Raw genomic sequence first — 15,172 nt, forward strand, 5'->3', positions numbered from 1 at the left:
TCAGGGACGCGCCGGGCGCGCCCCGTCCAGGAGCGCGGGGAAGGCCGCCGCTCCCCGGCGGAAGGCGCGGTCGTACGCCTCCGGGGTCAGGGCGGCGCGGACGGCCGCGGTGACGCGGTCGACGTCGGCGCGCTCGGCGGCGGGTAGGGGAGCGCGGACCGAGTCGCGGGCCGCGGCGGCGGCGCCGAGCAGCCGGGCGGCCTCGGCGGGGGCACCGGCCAGGGCCTCGGCTCCGGCGAGGCCCTCGTAGGCGAGGGCGAGGGCGCGCGGGTCGCCGGTGCGGCGGGCGTGGCCGAGGCCCTCCCGGTGGAGTGCGCGGGCGGTGGCGGCGTCCCCCCGCTGTTCGGCGATGAAGCCGAGCTCGGCCAGGATGAACGCCACTCCGTGGTCGCCCTCCCAGCGGCGGCACCAGTCGAGCCAGGCCAGCAGGTGGGTCTCGGCCTCGTCCAGCCTGCCCTGGCGCCGGGCCACGAGCCCCAGGCCGACCTCGGCGAACTCCTCGCCGCGCTGGTGGCCGTGGGACGCGGCCAGCCGCCTGGCACGTTCGTGGAGGTCGGCCGCGCGGTCGAGGTCGCCGGTGAGGGCGGCGGTGCGGCCCAGCCGGGCCAGCATGCGGGAGGCGTCGTTCCACAGTTCGAGCTCCTGGGCGAGCCGGTGGCCCTCCCGGCGCAGGCGCTCGGCCTCCGCGTAGTCGCCGGCCGTCTCGGCCAGGTCGCCGAGGGTGTGGGCGGCGTGCAGCCGGCCCCAGCCGTCGCCGAGCTGCTCGAAGAGCGCGTGCGCCCGGCGGGCGTCCGCGCGGGCGTGGTCGAGTCTGCCCTGGTAGAAGGAGACCTCGGCGCGGACGGAGAGCGCCGCGGCGGTGCCCCAGCGGTCCCCCAGGGCCTCGAAACCGGCGTACGCCCGGTCGGCGAGGGCGAAGGTGAGGGCCGGGTCGCCGAATCCCGTCCTGCTCAGCGCGGTGAACCACCGGGCATGGGCCAGCGCGTACGGGTCGTCGATCGTGTCGTGGAGCCGCAGCACGGCCCGGACGTCGCTCTCGCGCGTGTCGAACAGGAGCAGGGACATGCCCGCGCGCCAGACCCGGACGGCGGCCGTCCGCCCGGGGCTGCCGCCGACCGACAGCGCGAGGTCCAGCGAGCGGCGTGCCTCGGCGAACCGGCCGCGCAGGAACCAGAACCACGCGAGGGCGTCGACCAGTCGCAGTGCCGCGTCGGGCAGGCCGCGGCGGACGGCGTGGGCGAGGGCGGCGCGGAAGTTGGCGGTCTCGGCCTCCAGGTGTTCCAGCCACCGGCGTTGTCCACGGCCCCGCAGGTGCGCGCGGGCGCGTTCCGCGAAGGCGGTGTAGTGGGCGAGGTGGCGGTCGCGGGTGCGCAGGTCGTCCTCGTCGCCGGCTTCGGCGAGCCGCTGCGCGCCGTAGGCGGCGACCGACTCCAGCAGCCGGTAGCGGTCCTGGCGCCGGCTGACCAGGGACCGGTCGACCAGCCGTGCGAGCAGGCCGAGGACGTCCTCGCGGGGCACGCGCTCGTCGGCGCAGACCGCTTCGGCGGCCTGGAGGGTGCAGCCGTCGGCGCACGCGGCCAGGCGGCGCAGCACGATCCGCTCCGGTTCGGTCAGCAGGCTCCAGCTCCAGTCGATGGTCGCGCGCAGGGTGCGCTGGCGCGCGGGGGCCGCGCGCAGGGGTGCGGTGAGCACGCGGAAGCGGTCGTCGAGCCGGGCCGCGAGGTCGGCCACGGGCAGGGCGCGCACGCGTGCGGCGGCCATCTCCAGGGCGAGCGGGAGGCCGTCGAGGCGGCGGCAGATGGTGGCGACGGCCGCGGCGTTGCCCGGTTCGAGGCGGAAGCCGGGGGCGGCGGCGGTGGCGCGGGCGACGAAGAGCCGTACGGCGCCGGATCGTTCCGGCCGGTCCGTGCCGTCCGGGCCGGGCAGGTCGAGGGGGGCGACGGGGTGGAGGCGTTCACCGGCGACGGCGAGGGGCTCCTGGCTGGTGGCCAGCACCCGCAGGGCGGGCGCGGCCCGCAGGAGCCGTGCGGTCAGTTCGGCGACCGGTTCGACGACGTGCTCGCAGTTGTCCAGCACGAGCAGCGTCTCCCGGTCCACGAGGGCGTCGGCGAGCTGGTCGGGCAGGGGGCGTACGGGGGCGCGCAGGTCGTCGCGCAGGCCGAGCACCGCCGCGACGGCCTCGTGCACCTCGGCCGCGGTGCGGGCCGTGGCCAGCTCCACCAGCCACGCGCCGTCCGGGAGTCGTCCGGCGCGGCGGGCCGCGACCTCCAGGGCGAGCCGGGTCTTGCCGACGCCGCCGGCTCCGGTGAGCGTCACCAGCCGCTCGCAGGCGAGCAGCGCGTCGAGCCGCCGTACGTCCTCCGCGCGGCCGATCAGATCCGTCAGCGGCGCCGGCAGGTTGCCGCGTGGCCGGGGCGCGGGGGCGGGTGCGAGGGAGGCGTCCTGGCGCAGGATCGCCGCGTGCAGATCGGTCAGTTCGCGGCCGGGGTCGACGCCGAGGTCGTCGCGCAGCCGTGTGCGCACCTCGTCGAGGCTCGCCAGCGCCTCGTCCTGGCGGCCCGCGAGGTAGAGGGCGCGGACGTGCGCGGCGCGCAGCCGTTCGCGCAGCGGGTGCGCGGCGACGAGGCCGCCCAGCTCGGCCGCGAGGGCCGTGTGGTCGCCGAGGGCCAGACGTGCCTCGGCGAGCTCCTCCAGCGCGGCCAGCCGCCGCTGCCCGAGGCGCCCGGCCTCGGCGCGCGCGAACTCCTCGTCGGCGTGGCCGGCGAACGCCTCCGCGCCCCGCCACAGTCCGGTGGCCTCGGCCAGCAGCCGGGCCTTGGCGCGCGGGTCCCCGGCCGCGGCCCGGGCGCGCTCCAGCAGCGCCTCGAAGCGTCCGGCGTCCACCGCGTCGTCGTCCACCCGCAGCAGGTAGCCCGGCGGCCGGGACTCGATCAGGTCGCGGCCGCCCGGTTCGGCCTCCTCCAGCATGCGCCGCAGCAGCGACACCTTGGAGCGCAGCGTGCGGACGCCGTTCACCGGGGGCCTTTCACCCCACAGGGCCTCGACGAGCCGGTCGACCGGGACGGTGCGGCCCCGGTGCACCAGCAGCGCGGCCAGGAGGGCGCGGACCCTGGCCTCGCGCACCCGGACGGGCCGTCCGTCCGACGTCCACACCTCCAGGGGGCCCAGTACTCCGAAGCGCACCCGGTCACGATACCCACCGCCTCGCCGCAGCCTTTCCGGAGACCGACCGGAACCCCTCCCGCGCACAGTGGGGTCATGACGAACACACCCGACACCGCAACCGTCACCGGCACCGGGCACGAACCCGTCACCGTCATCGGGCTGGGCCTGATGGGCCGGGCCCTGGCCGCCGCCTTCCTCGAGGCGGGCCACCCGACCACCGTGTGGAACCGCACGCCCGCCAAGGCGGAGGAGCTGGTCGCCCGGGGGGCCGTGCTCGCGCCGTCCGTGGCCGACGCCCTGAGGGCCTCTCCCCTGGTCGTCGTCTGCCTCGGCGACACGGCCGCCGTGCGCGAGACGATCCGGCCGCACCGGGCCGAGCTGGCCGGACGGACCTTCGTCAACCTGACCTCCGGGACCGCGCAGGAGGCCCGCGAGATGGCGACGTGGACCACCGCGCACCTGGACGGCGCGATCATGTCGATCCCCGAGACCATCGGCCGTCCGGAGGCGTTCCTGCTGTTCAGCGGGGTTCCGGAGGTGTTCGAACGGCACCGTGACACCCTGAGCCGGCTCGGCGGCGTGACGTTCTTCGGCGCCGATCCCGGCCTCGCGTCCCTGTACGACGTGGCCCTGCTCGGCGTCATGTGGGGCACGCTCAACGCCTTCCTGCACGGAGCCGCGCTGCTGGGCACGGCCAAGGTCGACGCGTCCGCGTTCGCGCCGTTCGCGAACCGGTGGGTGAGCAGCGTGACCGGGTTCATCAGCGCCTACGCCGAGCAGATCGACCGCGGTGCCTACCCGGCCGAGGACGCCGCCCTGGAGACCCACCTGGCCACCATGAAGTACCTGGTGCGGGAGAGCGCCGCCGCCGGGATCGACACCGACTGGCCCGCCCGTATCCAGAGCCTGGCCGAGCGCGCCATCGACGCGGGGCACGCCGGGACGAGCTACGCCAGTCTCGTCGAGGTCTTCCGCGGCCGGGCCTAGACGTGCCGCCCGCCCCGGCCCGCCTCCCGAGGAGCCGAACCGTACGAGCGGTACGGGGAGGGGGGCCGGGCCGGGGCCCTCAGACGCTCTCCCGCCACCCGTTGGTGACCGGCAGCCGCCGGTCCTTGCCGAACCCCTTGGGCGAGATCTTCGTCCCCGGTGGGTACTGCCGGCGCTTGTACTCGGCGGTGTCGACCATCCGGAGCGTCCTGGTGACCAGCTCCCGGTCGAACCCGGCGGCGACGATCTCGTCCGCGCCCCTGTCCCGGTCGACGTACAGCTCCAGGATGGCGTCGAGGACGGGGTAGTCGGGCAGCGAGTCCGTGTCGACCTGCCCCGGGCGCAGCTCCGCGCTCGGCGGCTTGGTGATCGAGTTCTCGGGGATCGGCGGCGTCTGCCCCCGCTCCCGCGCCGCCCGGTTGCGCCACTCGGCCAGCCGGAACACCGAGGTCTTGTAGACGTCCTTGATGGGTCCGTACGCGCCCACCGAGTCGCCGTACAGCGTCGAGTAGCCGACCGCCAGCTCCGACTTGTTGCCGGGGGCGAGCACGAGGTGGCCCTCCTGGTTGGAGAGCGCCATGAGCAGCGTCCCGCGCAGCCGCGACTGGAGGTTCTCCTCCGCCAGTCCGGTCAGGCCCAGGGCGCCCATGTACGCGTCGAACATGGGCTCGATCGACACGGTGCGGTAGTTCAGCCCGGTCCGCCGCGCCAGTTCCGCCGCGTCGTCCCTGGAGTGCGCGGACGAGTACCTCGACGGCATCGACACGCCGTGCACGTTCCGCGCGCCCACCGCGTCGCAGGCGATCGCCGCGACGAGCGCGGAGTCGATCCCGCCGGACAGCCCGACCAGCACCGACCGGAAGCCGTTCTTCTCGACGTACGCCCGCAGGCCCGCGACCAGCGCCGAGTAGACCTCCTCGTCGTCCTCCAGCCGCGGCGCGTGCTCCCCGGCCGGCTCCGGCTCGTAGGCGGGCAGCGGCTGCGGCGACAGCACGACCCGGTCGACGCGCAGCCCGTCGTCCACCACGCCGTCCGGCGCGTCGGGCGCCGCGGCCGGCAGCTCCAGGTCCAGGACCACGCACTCCTCGGCGAACTGCGGGGCGCGCGCCACGACCTGCCCGTCCCGGTCGACGACGATGGAGTCGCCGTCGAAGACCAGGTCGTCCTGTCCGCCGGTCATCGCCAGGTAGGCGGTGGTGCACCCGGCCTCCCGGGCCCGCTTGCGCACCAGTTCCAGCCGGGTGTCGTCCTTGTCGCGCTCGTACGGCGAGGCGTTGATCGACACCAGCAGCCCGGCCCGCGCGGACCGCGCCGCCGGCACCCGCCCCCCGTCCTGCCACAGGTCCTCGCAGACGGCGAACGCCACGTCGATCCCGTGCACCCGCAGCACGGGCATCGTGTCGCCGGGCACGAAGTAGCGGAACTCGTCGAAGACGCCGTAGTTCGGCAGGTGGTGCTTGGCGAAGGCGAGCACCACCTCGCCCCGGTGCAGCACCGCGCCCGCGTTCTGCGGCGCTCCCGCGGGCTGGCCGTACCTCGGCTGGGCGCTCTCGCAGCGGTCGAGGTAGCCGACGACGACCGGCAGCTCCCCCAGGCCCTCCCCGGCCAGCCGCGCGGCCAGCTCCCTCAGGGTGCGGCGGGAGGCCTCCACGAAGGACGACCTGAGGGCCAGGTCCTCGACGGGGTACCCGGTCAGCGCCATCTCCGGGAACACCGCCAGGTGCGCCCCCCGCCCGGCCGAGTGCCGGGTCCAGCGGACGATCGACTCGGCGTTGCGGGCCAGGTCGCCGACGCGGGAGTCGATCTGGTTCAGGGCGAGGCGTAGTTGAGGCACCCGCCCAGTGTAATCGTCAAAGCGACGCGATGTCCTGCGGATGCGGATCCGCACGGCGGGCGCCGCGCGCTCACGGCGCCGGGCGGGCGCCCCGCTCCCGAAGCATCCGCGCCATCAGCTTGATCTCCGACCCCTGCCCGTCCACCATGCCCTGCGCGAGTCGCTTCTCCGCGCCCACCGCGCACCGGGCGGCGCAGGCCTCGGCCATGTGGACGCCGCCCCGGTGGTGCGCGGTCATCAGCTGGAGGTAGTACACCTCCGCCGCCTTCCCGTCGAGCGCGGCCAGCCGCTCCATCTCGGCGTCCGTGGCCATCCCCGGCATCAGCGCTCCGTCCTCCCCGGCGCCGGCCCCGCCCATCCCCATCCACGCCATGGGCGGGCCGGAGGACACCTTCGGCAGCCCCCACAGGTCGAGCCAGCCCAGCAGCATGCCCCGCTGGTTGGCCTGCGTCTGGGCGATGTCGTAGGCGAGGCGCCGCACCTCCTCGTCCCCGGTGCGGTCCCGCACGATGTACGACATCTCCACGGCCTGCTGGTGGTGCACCGCCATGTCCCGCGCGAACCCGGCGTCCGCCGAGTCGGCGGCGGGCACGCGCGCGGCGCCGTCGTCCCCGGCGACCGCGTAGGTGAGCGCGCCGGCCGCGACGAGCACCGCCGCCGCGGCGCCCGCGATCCACCCGGCGTGCCTCACCGCGACAGCCCGCCGGTGCAGGGGGCGCCCGGCTCGGGCGTCTGCTCGCCCTGGACGAACTTCTCGAAGAACGCGTCGACGGCCGGGTCGCTCGCGCCCGTCACCGTGCGCTGGTGCCCCCACGCGGTGAGCATGATCGGGTCCTTCTGCTCGTCGTCGGGGCTCATCAGCGAGTACGGCGTCTTCCTCACCTTGGCCGCCAGCGCCTCGACGTCCGCCTCGGGCGCCCGGTCGGTGTACGTCACCCAGACCGCGCCGTGCTCCAGCGAGTGCACGGCGTTCTCGCGGGGGAGGGCCTCGGTGTAGACGTCGCCGTCGCAGTTCATCCAGACCTGGTTGTGGTCGCCGCCGACCGGGGGCTCGGCCGGGTAGGCCACCTTCTTGGCGACGTGGTTGCGGGAGAGCGTGCCCTCCCACTTGCGCACGCCGTCCTCGCCGGTGACGAAGCGGCCCGCGGCCTTGCCGTCGGCCGCCGCGCCGCCGGGGCCGGGGTCGTCGGACTGCGACCGGACCAGGAAGACCCCGCCGGCGACGAGCCCGGCGGCGACCACGGCGGCGGTCACGACGGCGAGCGTCCGGTTCCGGCGCTCGCGCGCCCGCTCGGCACGCTGCATCTCCTCTATTCGCGCCTTGCGCGTCGCGGTGCTGCTGTTCTTGGCGGAACCCATGGGGTGTGCCCTTCCGGGAACGGGGAGACCGGTGAGTCCGCTGATCGTAAGGGGCCCGGAGGGGTCTGGCGTAGGGTCCGCGTGGGATCCGACGCGGGCGGAACCCGGGAATGGCCCGATCGCACGCCTGCCTCTACGCTGCCGGGGGGCGCCCCGGCCATTACGGTTGCCGGCCCGAGCAGGCAAGATGGCGGCAGAGCGGGACATCCGCCACGAGCACGGCCGCCGGCTCGGTGTTCAGACCGGAGTCGGCCGACCGATCGAGGTCCGCAACGCGCGCGAAACGGCCGTGTGGTGGGATGCCCAGGTGCCCGACCGCCTCCCGCGGTACCGGACAGGCGGCCTGACCAGCAAGGATGGGAAGCGGAAGATGGACAAGCAACAGGAGTTCGTGCTCCGGACACTGGAGGAGCGCGACATCCGGTTCGTACGCCTGTGGTTCACGGACGTGCTGGGCTTCCTCAAGTCCGTCGCCGTGGCCCCGGCCGAACTGGAGCAGGCCTTCGACGAGGGCATCGGCTTCGACGGCTCCGCGATCGAGGGCTTCGCCCGCGTCTACGAGTCCGACATGATCGCCAAGCCGGACCCGTCCACCTTCCAGGTCCTGCCGTGGCGGGCCGAGGCGCCGGGCACGGCCCGCATGTTCTGCGACATCCTCATGCCGGACGGCTCCCCGTCCTTCGCCGACCCGCGCTACGTCCTCAAGCGGGCCCTGGCCCGCGCCTCGGACCAGGGCTTCACCTTCTACACCCACCCCGAGATCGAGTTCTTCCTGCTGAAGGACAAGCCGGTCGACGGCTCGGTGCCGACCCCCGCCGACAACTCGGGCTACTTCGACCACACCCCGCAGAACATCGGCATGGACTTCCGCCGCCAGGCGATCACCATGCTGGAGTCCATGGGCATCTCGGTGGAGTTCTCCCACCACGAGGGCGCCCCCGGCCAGCAGGAGATCGACCTGCGCTACGCGGACGCGCTCTCCACCGCCGACAACATCATGACGTTCCGCCTGGTCATGAAGCAGGTGGCGCTGGAGCAGGGCGTCCAGGCCACCTTCATGCCGAAGCCGTTCTCCGAGCACCCCGGCAGCGGCATGCACACCCACCTGTCCCTCTTCGAGGGCGACCGCAACGCCTTCTACGAGTCGGGCGCCGAGTACCAGCTCTCCAAGGTGGGCCGCTCCTTCATCGCGGGCCTGCTGCGGCACGCCGCCGAGATCTCCGCCGTCACCAACCAGTGGGTGAACTCCTACAAGCGCATCTGGGGCGGCTCCGAGCGCACCGCCGGCGCGGGCGGCGAGGCCCCCTCGTACATCTGCTGGGGCCACAACAACCGCTCGGCCCTGGTCCGCGTGCCCATGTACAAGCCGGGCAAGACCGGCTCGGCCCGCGTCGAGGTCCGCTCCCTGGACTCCGGCGCCAACCCGTACCTGTCCTACGCCGTCCTGCTGGCCGCCGGCCTCAAGGGCATCGAGGAGGGCTACGAGCTCCCGCCGGGCGCCGAGGACGACGTGTGGGCCCTGTCCGACGCCGAGCGCCGCGCCCTGGGCATCGAGCCGCTCCCCCAGAACCTCGGCGAGGCCCTGACCCTGATGGAGCGCAGCGACCTGGTCGCCGAGACCCTCGGCGAGCACGTCTTCGACTTCTTCCTGCGCAACAAGCGCGCCGAGTGGCACGAGTACCGCTCCGAGGTCACCGCCTTCGAACGGCGCAAGAACCTGCCGGTGCTGTAGGCGGGCGGGGTCGGCGGCGCGGTCCGCCGGCCCCGTTCTCGTTCACGGCCGCGGTCGCGGTCGCTGCTCCGACGGTCCGTGCCGGCCGCTGCGGGAGCCACTCGGGGCTCGGCGGCCCGAAGCCGAGTGTGTCCGCCGCCTCAGGCCGTCGCCCCGCTCCGGTCCGGCCCCAGGATCCGGTCGATGTGGTGGTCGAGCGTGCGTCCGGCGGCTTGCGGGGAGCGGTGTCCGAGGGCGATGTCCACTCCGAGGCTGGTAGCGAGCGACCAGCAGATGTCGGCGTCGGTGTGCTCCTCACCGTGAAGCTCGCCGCCGCGCTCCTGCCGGGCCGCGGTGATGAGTCCGGCGGTGAAGGAGAGCAGTTCGTCATCGCCCGGGGCCAGGACCCCGGCCATCGTCGGGTCGGAGACGGCCCGTCCCGCCGCCGCCAGGGAGAACCGCATGAGCCGCATGCTCTCCTCGTCAGGGCTGATCAGGGCATGGAGGCAGGTGCGGAGCACGGTTTCCGGGCTCGTGGTGTCGGCCGCCTTGACGGCGTTCTCGATGTTCGTGTTCACGGCTCGGACGGCCCGGTCGAGCGCGTCGCGGACCAAGGCCTGCATCGAGGGGTAGTAGTGCTGCACATGCCCCATCGAGACGCCCGCCTCGTCGGCCACCTTGCGCAGGGTCACCTGCTCCAGGCCGCCCCGGACCGTGAGCGACCAGACGGCCTCGACCAGGTGTCTCCTGCGTTCCTCGTGGTCCACGATCTTCGGCACGGCGCCTCCTCCACCTTTCACCATGCACCTGCATTGCGAACGGCGCTTCCCCCGCTTTACAGTGCAAGTGCACTGTAACCGTGTCGGCGTCGGCCGCAGCGCAGGGGTGCGGGCGTTCTCCGCCGTGCCGTTTCCGCACGGTGGCGACGTCGCGGGACCGAAGGGCATCGCATGAAGTACGGCCTTCTCGAGGGTCTCGGTGTGGTCCTTCTCGCCCTCGGCGGGCAAGGGGCGATCCGCCTGCTCGTCGACCGTGACGACGCCGGCCTGTTCGGCCGGCTGCCGGGCGGGTTCGCGGTCGGCGTCACGGTCTACGTCCTGGCCGTGGCGATCGGCACGGCCGTCGCGGCCTGGGCCCACCGTGCGGCGAGGACGGCCGGACGCGGCGGCTGACGGGCCGGATCGGCGCCCGGGGCGGCGCGGAACGCCTCGACCGTGTAGGCGGCGAAGCGGCGGGAGGCCGTGAGCCGGTGGGCGGGCGAGGTGTTCGGGCGGGTCGTGCTCGTGCCGTGACCGGGGCGGTCAGTGCTGCGCGGTCATCGCGACGAAGTCTGCCCATGCGGCGGGGGTGAGGGTGAGGCGGGGACCGTCGGGGCGCTTGGAGTCGCGGACGTGGACGGCGGCGCCGGGGGTCGTGGCGACCTCGACGCAGTCGCTGGGATTACTGCTGTCGCTGTAGCTGCTCTTGAACCAGGTCAGATCGGCGGCGTCGGCGGCCGTGCGGTTCATGTCTCCCCCAGCATTTGTTCGATGAAGGCCAGTGACTCACGGGCGGTCAGGGCCTCGGCCCGGATGATGCCATAACGAAGTTCCAGGATCCTCAGCTGACGGGGATCGGAGACCGGGCGGTTGCCGAACTCGTCATCGGCCCGGCCGACCGCCGTGCCGTCCCCGAACTTCAGCACCTGGATCCGCCCTCCCGTTCCCGGGTGGTCCCCGCGGGACGTCGGCATCACCTGGACTTCGACGTGCCGCAGACGTGCGACGTGCAGAAGGTGTTCGAGTTGCCTGCGCAGCACCATCCTGCCCCCGACGGGGCGTCTGAGGGTCACCTCTTCCTGGACAAAACTGAGTTCCGGAGCGGGAACGCGGTCGAAGACCGCCTTGCGGGCCATCCGGGCGGCGACCGCCCGCTCCAGTTCGTCCGCCGACAGGGTCGGCCGCCGCGTGCTCAGGAGCGCTCGCGCGTACTCCTCCGTCTGCAAGAGCCCGTGCAAGTTGTGGCTGCCGTACGAGAGGAGCTCCACCGCCCGGGACTCCAGCTCGGCCAGGTCCCGCACCTTCTTCGGGTACCGGACCTTCGCCACGTCCTCCTTCATCGCCGCGAGCAGCCCGCCCGCGCCCAGTACCTCGTCGGCCCTCTCCAGGTACTCGGGGCGGGGGATGCGCCTGCCGCCCTCGATCTTGTAGACGAGGTCCTCCCCGTACCCGACCGCCGCCCCGAACTCGCCGGCGCGCATCCCCGCCGCCTCCCGGCGCAGTTTCAGTTGCCGTCCCACCGTGGCGACGACGGCCAGGGCCCACTCGTCGTCCGGGTCCACCTCCCAGCCCGGCTCGTCCGCCTCGGCCCCGGGCCGTTCCGTCTCCGCCTCGGCCGTCATCCCGGCCCCCTCTCCGCCGTACCCGCCGTGTCAGGACCCGCCTCACGGTAGAAGGACGGGCCACCCCGCGTGGCGGGATGGCCCGGTCCGGTACCCCGAAGGGTGAGGCGTCAGCGGCGCGCGGTCTGCGGGGACTCCGGGACGTGCCCGGCGACCACGCGTTCCCGCCCGGCCCGCGGGGCCCGCCGGTCGACGGCGTACGCGAGGGCGGCCACCGCGAGGCCGAGGACCGCGAGGGCGGCGCCGGCCAGGGCGGGGGAGGTGACGCCGAAGCCGGCCGCCAGGGCGAGGCCGCCGATCCAGGCGCCGCCGGCGTTGGCCAGGTTGAACGCGGCCTGGTTGGCGGAGGAGGCCAGGGAGGGGGCCGCGGCGGCCTTCTCCATGACCATCAGCTGGAGCGGGGAGCCGGTGACGAAGGCGGCCATGCCGAGCAGGGCGACCGCCAGCGCCGCCGTGACCGGTGTGCGCATCAGCACGGGGAAGAGGGCCAGGACCGCGGCCAGGGACAGCAGGCCGCCGAAGAGCGTGACCCGCAGGGAGTGGTCGGCGAGGCGGCCGCCCAGCAGGTTGCCCGCGGTGGCGCCCACGCCGAACAGGGCCAGCAGCAGGGTGACGCTGGTGTCGGCGTACCCGGCGGTGTCCGTGAGCATCGGCGTGATGTAGCTGTAGGCCGAGAAGAGCGCGCCGAAGCCCGCGACGGTGGTGCCGAGGGCCAGCCAGACGGGCAGGGAGCGCAGGGCGGCCAGTTCGCCGCGCAGGCCCGTGGCGGGGGCGTGGGCGCGGTCGTGGGGGACGAGGAGGGCGAGGGAGGCGATCGCCACCAGGCCGATCGCGCTGACGCCGAGGAAGGTCGCCCGCCAGCCGAGGTGCTGGCCCATGGCGGTGGCCGCGGGCACGCCGACGATGTTGGCGACCGTCAGGCCGAGGAACATCAGGGAGACGGAGCGGGCCTTGCGTTCGGGGGCCACCATGCCGGTGGCGACCACGGCGCCGACGCCGAAGAAGGCGCCGTGCGGCAGGCCGCTGACGAAGCGGGCGGCCAGCAGGGCGCCGTTGCCGGGCGCGACGGCCGACAGGGCGTTGCCCGCCACGAAGAGGGCCATCAGGCCGATGAGGACGGTACGGCGGGACATCCGGGCGGTGACCGCCGCGAGCAGCGGGGCGCCGATGACGACGCCCAGCGCGTACGCCGAGACCAGGTGGCCGGCGGCGGGGATCGAGATGTCCAGGTCGTCCGCGACGTCGGGCAGCAGGCCCATCATCACGAACTCGGTCGTGCCGATGCCGAAGGCGCCCACGGCAAGGGCGAGCAGGGCCAGGGGCATGAAGGGTCGTGCCTTTCGAGAGCGGGGTCCGTACGTTCGTATGTTCCCGTACGGAACAAAGCGTCTCAGGCCGAGTATTCCGCGAGGTTACGGGGCGGTTGCCGTGGGCTACCGGATACGGGGTGACCTGGGGTTTCAGGACGCGGATGTGTCGACCTTCACACGGGCGGCGACCGGGAGGTGGTCGCTGCCGGTGGCCGGCAGGGTCCAGCTGGTCTGCGGCTCGACGCCCGTGACGAGGATCTGGTCGATGCGGGCCATCGGGAACGCCGCCGGCCAGCTGAAGCCGAAGCCGTCGCCGGCCGCGCCCTGCGTGGAACGCAGCTGGGAGGTGATGGCGTTCAGCGCGCGGTCGTTCATGGTGCCGTTGAGGTCGCCCAGGAGGATCTTCCTGTCGAGCGGCTCGTCGGCGATGGCCTCGCCCAGCGCGTTGGCGCTCTTGTCCCGCTGCCGGGCGGTGAAGCCGGCCTCCAGCTTCACCCGGACGGAGGGGAGGTGGGCGACGTAGACGGCGACCGGCCCGGCGGGGGTGGCCACCGTGGCCCGCATCGCGCGCTTCCAGCCCAGGCGGATGTCGACGGCGCCGACGTCGCTCATCGGGTACTTGCTCCACAGCCCGACCGTGCCGACGACCGCGTGGTAGCGGTACGTCGACGCCAGCGCGCCCTCGTAGGTGGGAACCGCGGACGCCTTCAGCTCCTCCAGGGCGAGCACGTCCGCGCCGGAGGCGGCCACGGCCCGGGCGGTGCCGGCGGGGTCCGCGTTGCCGGCGTTGACGTTGTGCGTGGCCACCGTCAGGTCGCCGCCGGCGGCGGTCTTGTCGGCGAACAGGCCGCCGAAAAGGTTCAGCCACACGACCGCCGGGAGCAGGACCGCGATCAGCGCCGTCGCCGAGCGGCGCAGCAGGGCGACCGCCAGGAGGACGGGGACCATCAGGCCCAGCCACGGCAGGAAGGTCTCCGTGAGGCTGCCGAGGTTGCCGACGGCGTTCGGGATGTGGGCGTGCGCCGCCATGACGACCGCGAGGAGGACGGCCACGGCGGCGGTGAACAGGCCGCGGCGCCAGATCCGGCGGTCGCCCCTCCAGCCCCTGGCCAACCGGTCGAACAGGCGCCGAATCCGGGGGCCCCGGTGCTCGGGCCCCGAGCCGCCGTTGTCCGTCTCCGTCATGTACGCCTGCTGCGCCATACCGTCGCCTCACTGCCTGCCGTGCACACCGTCGCCCCCCGTGCCACAAGACCCTAGGGGATGATCGGCTCCGTTCCCGCCGTCCGTGACGGCCGTACGGTCAGGAGGACGTGGATGCCGGTGCGCGGAGTTGCAGCGGACGGTACGACGTGCGGTGCTTGTGACGAAACGCGCACATTCGAGGAGCGGGCCGCCGGTTCGCGCCGGGGGTGCCCTGGTCCTCGCCGGCACGAGGTGCCACCATGGAAGGGATCCGGGGACGCCGTCAGGGCGCCTCGAGATGACGTGAAGGAGCCGTTGCAATGACGCAGCTTTCGGCTGCCCGGAACAAGTCCGCCGACGGCAGCAAGGCGCTGTACGGGGGCAAGGGCACCCGCCGCATCACCGTCCGCGACATCGCCGCCGCCAAGGAGCGCGGCGAGAAGTGGCCGATGCTCACCGCCTACGACGCGATGACCGCGTCCGTGTTCGACGAGGCCGGCATCCCGGTCGTCCTCGTCGGCGACTCGGCGGGCAACTGCCACCTCGGGTACGACACCACCGTGCCCGTCACCCTCGACGAGATGACCATGCTGTCGGCGGCCGTCGTGCGGGGCACCGGGCGTGCCCTGATCGTCGCCGACCTGCCGTTCGGCTCGTACCAGGAGGGGCCGGTGCAGGCGCTGCGCTCGGCGACCCGGCTGGTGAAGGAGGCGGGCGTCGGCGCCGTGAAGCTGGAGGGCGGCGAGCGCTCGCACCCGCAGATCGAACTGCTGGTGGAGTCCGGCATCCCGGTGATGGCCCACATCGGGCTCACCCCGCAGTCCGTCAACGCCATGGGCTACCGCGTCCAGGGGCGCGGCGAGGAGGCGGCCCAGCAACTGCTGCGGGACGCCAAGGCCGTGCAGGACGCCGGTGCCTTCGCCGTGGTGCTGGAGCTGGTGCCGGCCGAGCTCGCGGCCGAGGTGACGCGGACCCTGCACATCCCGACCGTCGGCATCGGGGCGGGGCCGGGGACGGACGCGCAGGTGCTGGTGTGGACCGACATGCTCGGGCTGACCGGCGGCCGGGTGCCGAAGTTCGTGAAGCAGTACGCCGACCTGCGCCGGGTGATGGGCGACGCGGCGAAGGCGTTCGCCGAGGACGTCGTCGGCGGAACGTTCCCGCAGGAGGAGCACTCCGTCCACTGAGCCATCGCGGTACGACGCCGGGGCCCCGCCGATCCTCCCCCGTCGGCGGGGCCC

At 74.0% G+C, this 15,172-nt stretch carries 13 protein-coding genes; 4 read left to right on the forward strand and 9 right to left on the reverse strand.

Annotated features, from left to right (window positions below; genetic code table 11):
• Positions 1–3,183, reverse strand: a complete 3,183-nt coding sequence (locus ACSU6Z_RS07740) for a BTAD domain-containing putative transcriptional regulator (protein ID WP_437044127.1) — start codon at positions 3,181–3,183, stop codon at positions 1–3.
• Positions 3,184–3,258: 75 nt separating this feature from the next.
• Here ACSU6Z_RS07740 and ACSU6Z_RS07745 point away from each other — a divergent pair, with 75 nt between their 5' ends.
• On the forward strand, positions 3,259–4,152 hold the full coding sequence (locus ACSU6Z_RS07745) for an NAD(P)-dependent oxidoreductase (RefSeq protein WP_437044129.1): 894 nt from the start codon (positions 3,259–3,261) through the stop codon (positions 4,150–4,152).
• A gap of 79 nt (positions 4,153–4,231) precedes the next feature.
• Here ACSU6Z_RS07745 and ACSU6Z_RS07750 read toward each other — a convergent pair whose 3' ends face one another.
• From ACSU6Z_RS07750 to ACSU6Z_RS07760, 3 genes are all read right to left on the reverse strand, one after another.
• Positions 4,232–5,986: an NAD+ synthase gene (locus tag ACSU6Z_RS07750; RefSeq protein ID WP_437044131.1), complete on the reverse strand. Its 1,755-nt coding sequence runs from the start codon at positions 5,984–5,986 to the stop codon at positions 4,232–4,234.
• Positions 5,987–6,056: 70 nt separating this feature from the next.
• Complete coding sequence (locus tag ACSU6Z_RS07755; protein ID WP_437044133.1) at positions 6,057–6,677, reverse strand: DUF305 domain-containing protein; 621 nt, start codon at positions 6,675–6,677, stop codon at positions 6,057–6,059.
• The gene (locus ACSU6Z_RS07760; RefSeq protein WP_437044135.1) at positions 6,674–7,345 is read right to left on the reverse strand and encodes a DUF3105 domain-containing protein; all 672 of its coding nucleotides are present in this window, start codon (positions 7,343–7,345) and stop codon (positions 6,674–6,676) included. Before ACSU6Z_RS07760 ends, ACSU6Z_RS07755 begins: the two co-directional genes overlap by 4 nt.
• A 370-nt stretch (positions 7,346–7,715) precedes the next feature.
• Here ACSU6Z_RS07760 and glnA point away from each other — a divergent pair, with 370 nt between their 5' ends.
• Complete coding sequence (glnA, locus tag ACSU6Z_RS07765; RefSeq protein WP_437044137.1) at positions 7,716–9,077, forward strand: type I glutamate--ammonia ligase; 1,362 nt, start codon at positions 7,716–7,718, stop codon at positions 9,075–9,077.
• Positions 9,078–9,217: 140 nt separating this feature from the next.
• Here glnA and ACSU6Z_RS07770 read toward each other — a convergent pair whose 3' ends face one another.
• Positions 9,218–9,835 carry a TetR/AcrR family transcriptional regulator gene (locus tag ACSU6Z_RS07770; protein ID WP_437044139.1) on the reverse strand — a complete coding sequence of 206 codons (618 nt, stop codon included), beginning with the start codon at positions 9,833–9,835 and terminating at the stop codon, positions 9,218–9,220.
• A 171-nt stretch (positions 9,836–10,006) separates the two neighbouring features.
• On the opposite strand from ACSU6Z_RS07770, the gene ACSU6Z_RS07775 reads away from it, so the two are divergent.
• Positions 10,007–10,228 carry a hypothetical protein gene (locus ACSU6Z_RS07775; protein ID WP_437044141.1) on the forward strand — a complete coding sequence of 74 codons (222 nt, stop codon included), beginning with the start codon at positions 10,007–10,009 and terminating at the stop codon, positions 10,226–10,228.
• Positions 10,229–10,357: 129 nt separating this feature from the next.
• On the opposite strand, the gene ACSU6Z_RS07780 is transcribed toward ACSU6Z_RS07775, so the two are convergent.
• From ACSU6Z_RS07780 to ACSU6Z_RS07795, 4 genes are all read right to left on the reverse strand, one after another.
• On the reverse strand, positions 10,358–10,564 hold the full coding sequence (locus ACSU6Z_RS07780) for a DUF397 domain-containing protein (RefSeq protein ID WP_437044144.1): 207 nt from the start codon (positions 10,562–10,564) through the stop codon (positions 10,358–10,360).
• On the reverse strand, positions 10,561–11,436 hold the full coding sequence (locus ACSU6Z_RS07785) for a helix-turn-helix domain-containing protein (RefSeq protein WP_437044146.1): 876 nt from the start codon (positions 11,434–11,436) through the stop codon (positions 10,561–10,563). The genes ACSU6Z_RS07780 and ACSU6Z_RS07785 overlap by 4 nt, the downstream gene beginning before the upstream one ends.
• A 110-nt stretch (positions 11,437–11,546) precedes the next feature.
• Positions 11,547–12,761, reverse strand: a complete 1,215-nt coding sequence (locus ACSU6Z_RS07790) for an MFS transporter (protein WP_437044148.1) — start codon at positions 12,759–12,761, stop codon at positions 11,547–11,549.
• Between the two features lie 135 nt (positions 12,762–12,896).
• Positions 12,897–13,949, reverse strand: a complete 1,053-nt coding sequence (locus ACSU6Z_RS07795; protein ID WP_437044150.1) for an endonuclease/exonuclease/phosphatase family protein — start codon at positions 13,947–13,949, stop codon at positions 12,897–12,899.
• A gap of 302 nt (positions 13,950–14,251) precedes the next feature.
• Between ACSU6Z_RS07795 and panB the strand changes: the two genes are divergently transcribed.
• Positions 14,252–15,118 carry a 3-methyl-2-oxobutanoate hydroxymethyltransferase gene (gene panB, locus ACSU6Z_RS07800; protein WP_437044152.1) on the forward strand — a complete coding sequence of 289 codons (867 nt, stop codon included), beginning with the start codon at positions 14,252–14,254 and terminating at the stop codon, positions 15,116–15,118.
• Positions 15,119–15,172: the final 54 nt, after the last annotated feature.

The organism is Streptomyces sp. enrichment culture (genome assembly GCF_964273145.1).
Lineage (GTDB): Bacteria > Actinomycetota > Actinomycetes > Streptomycetales > Streptomycetaceae > Streptomyces.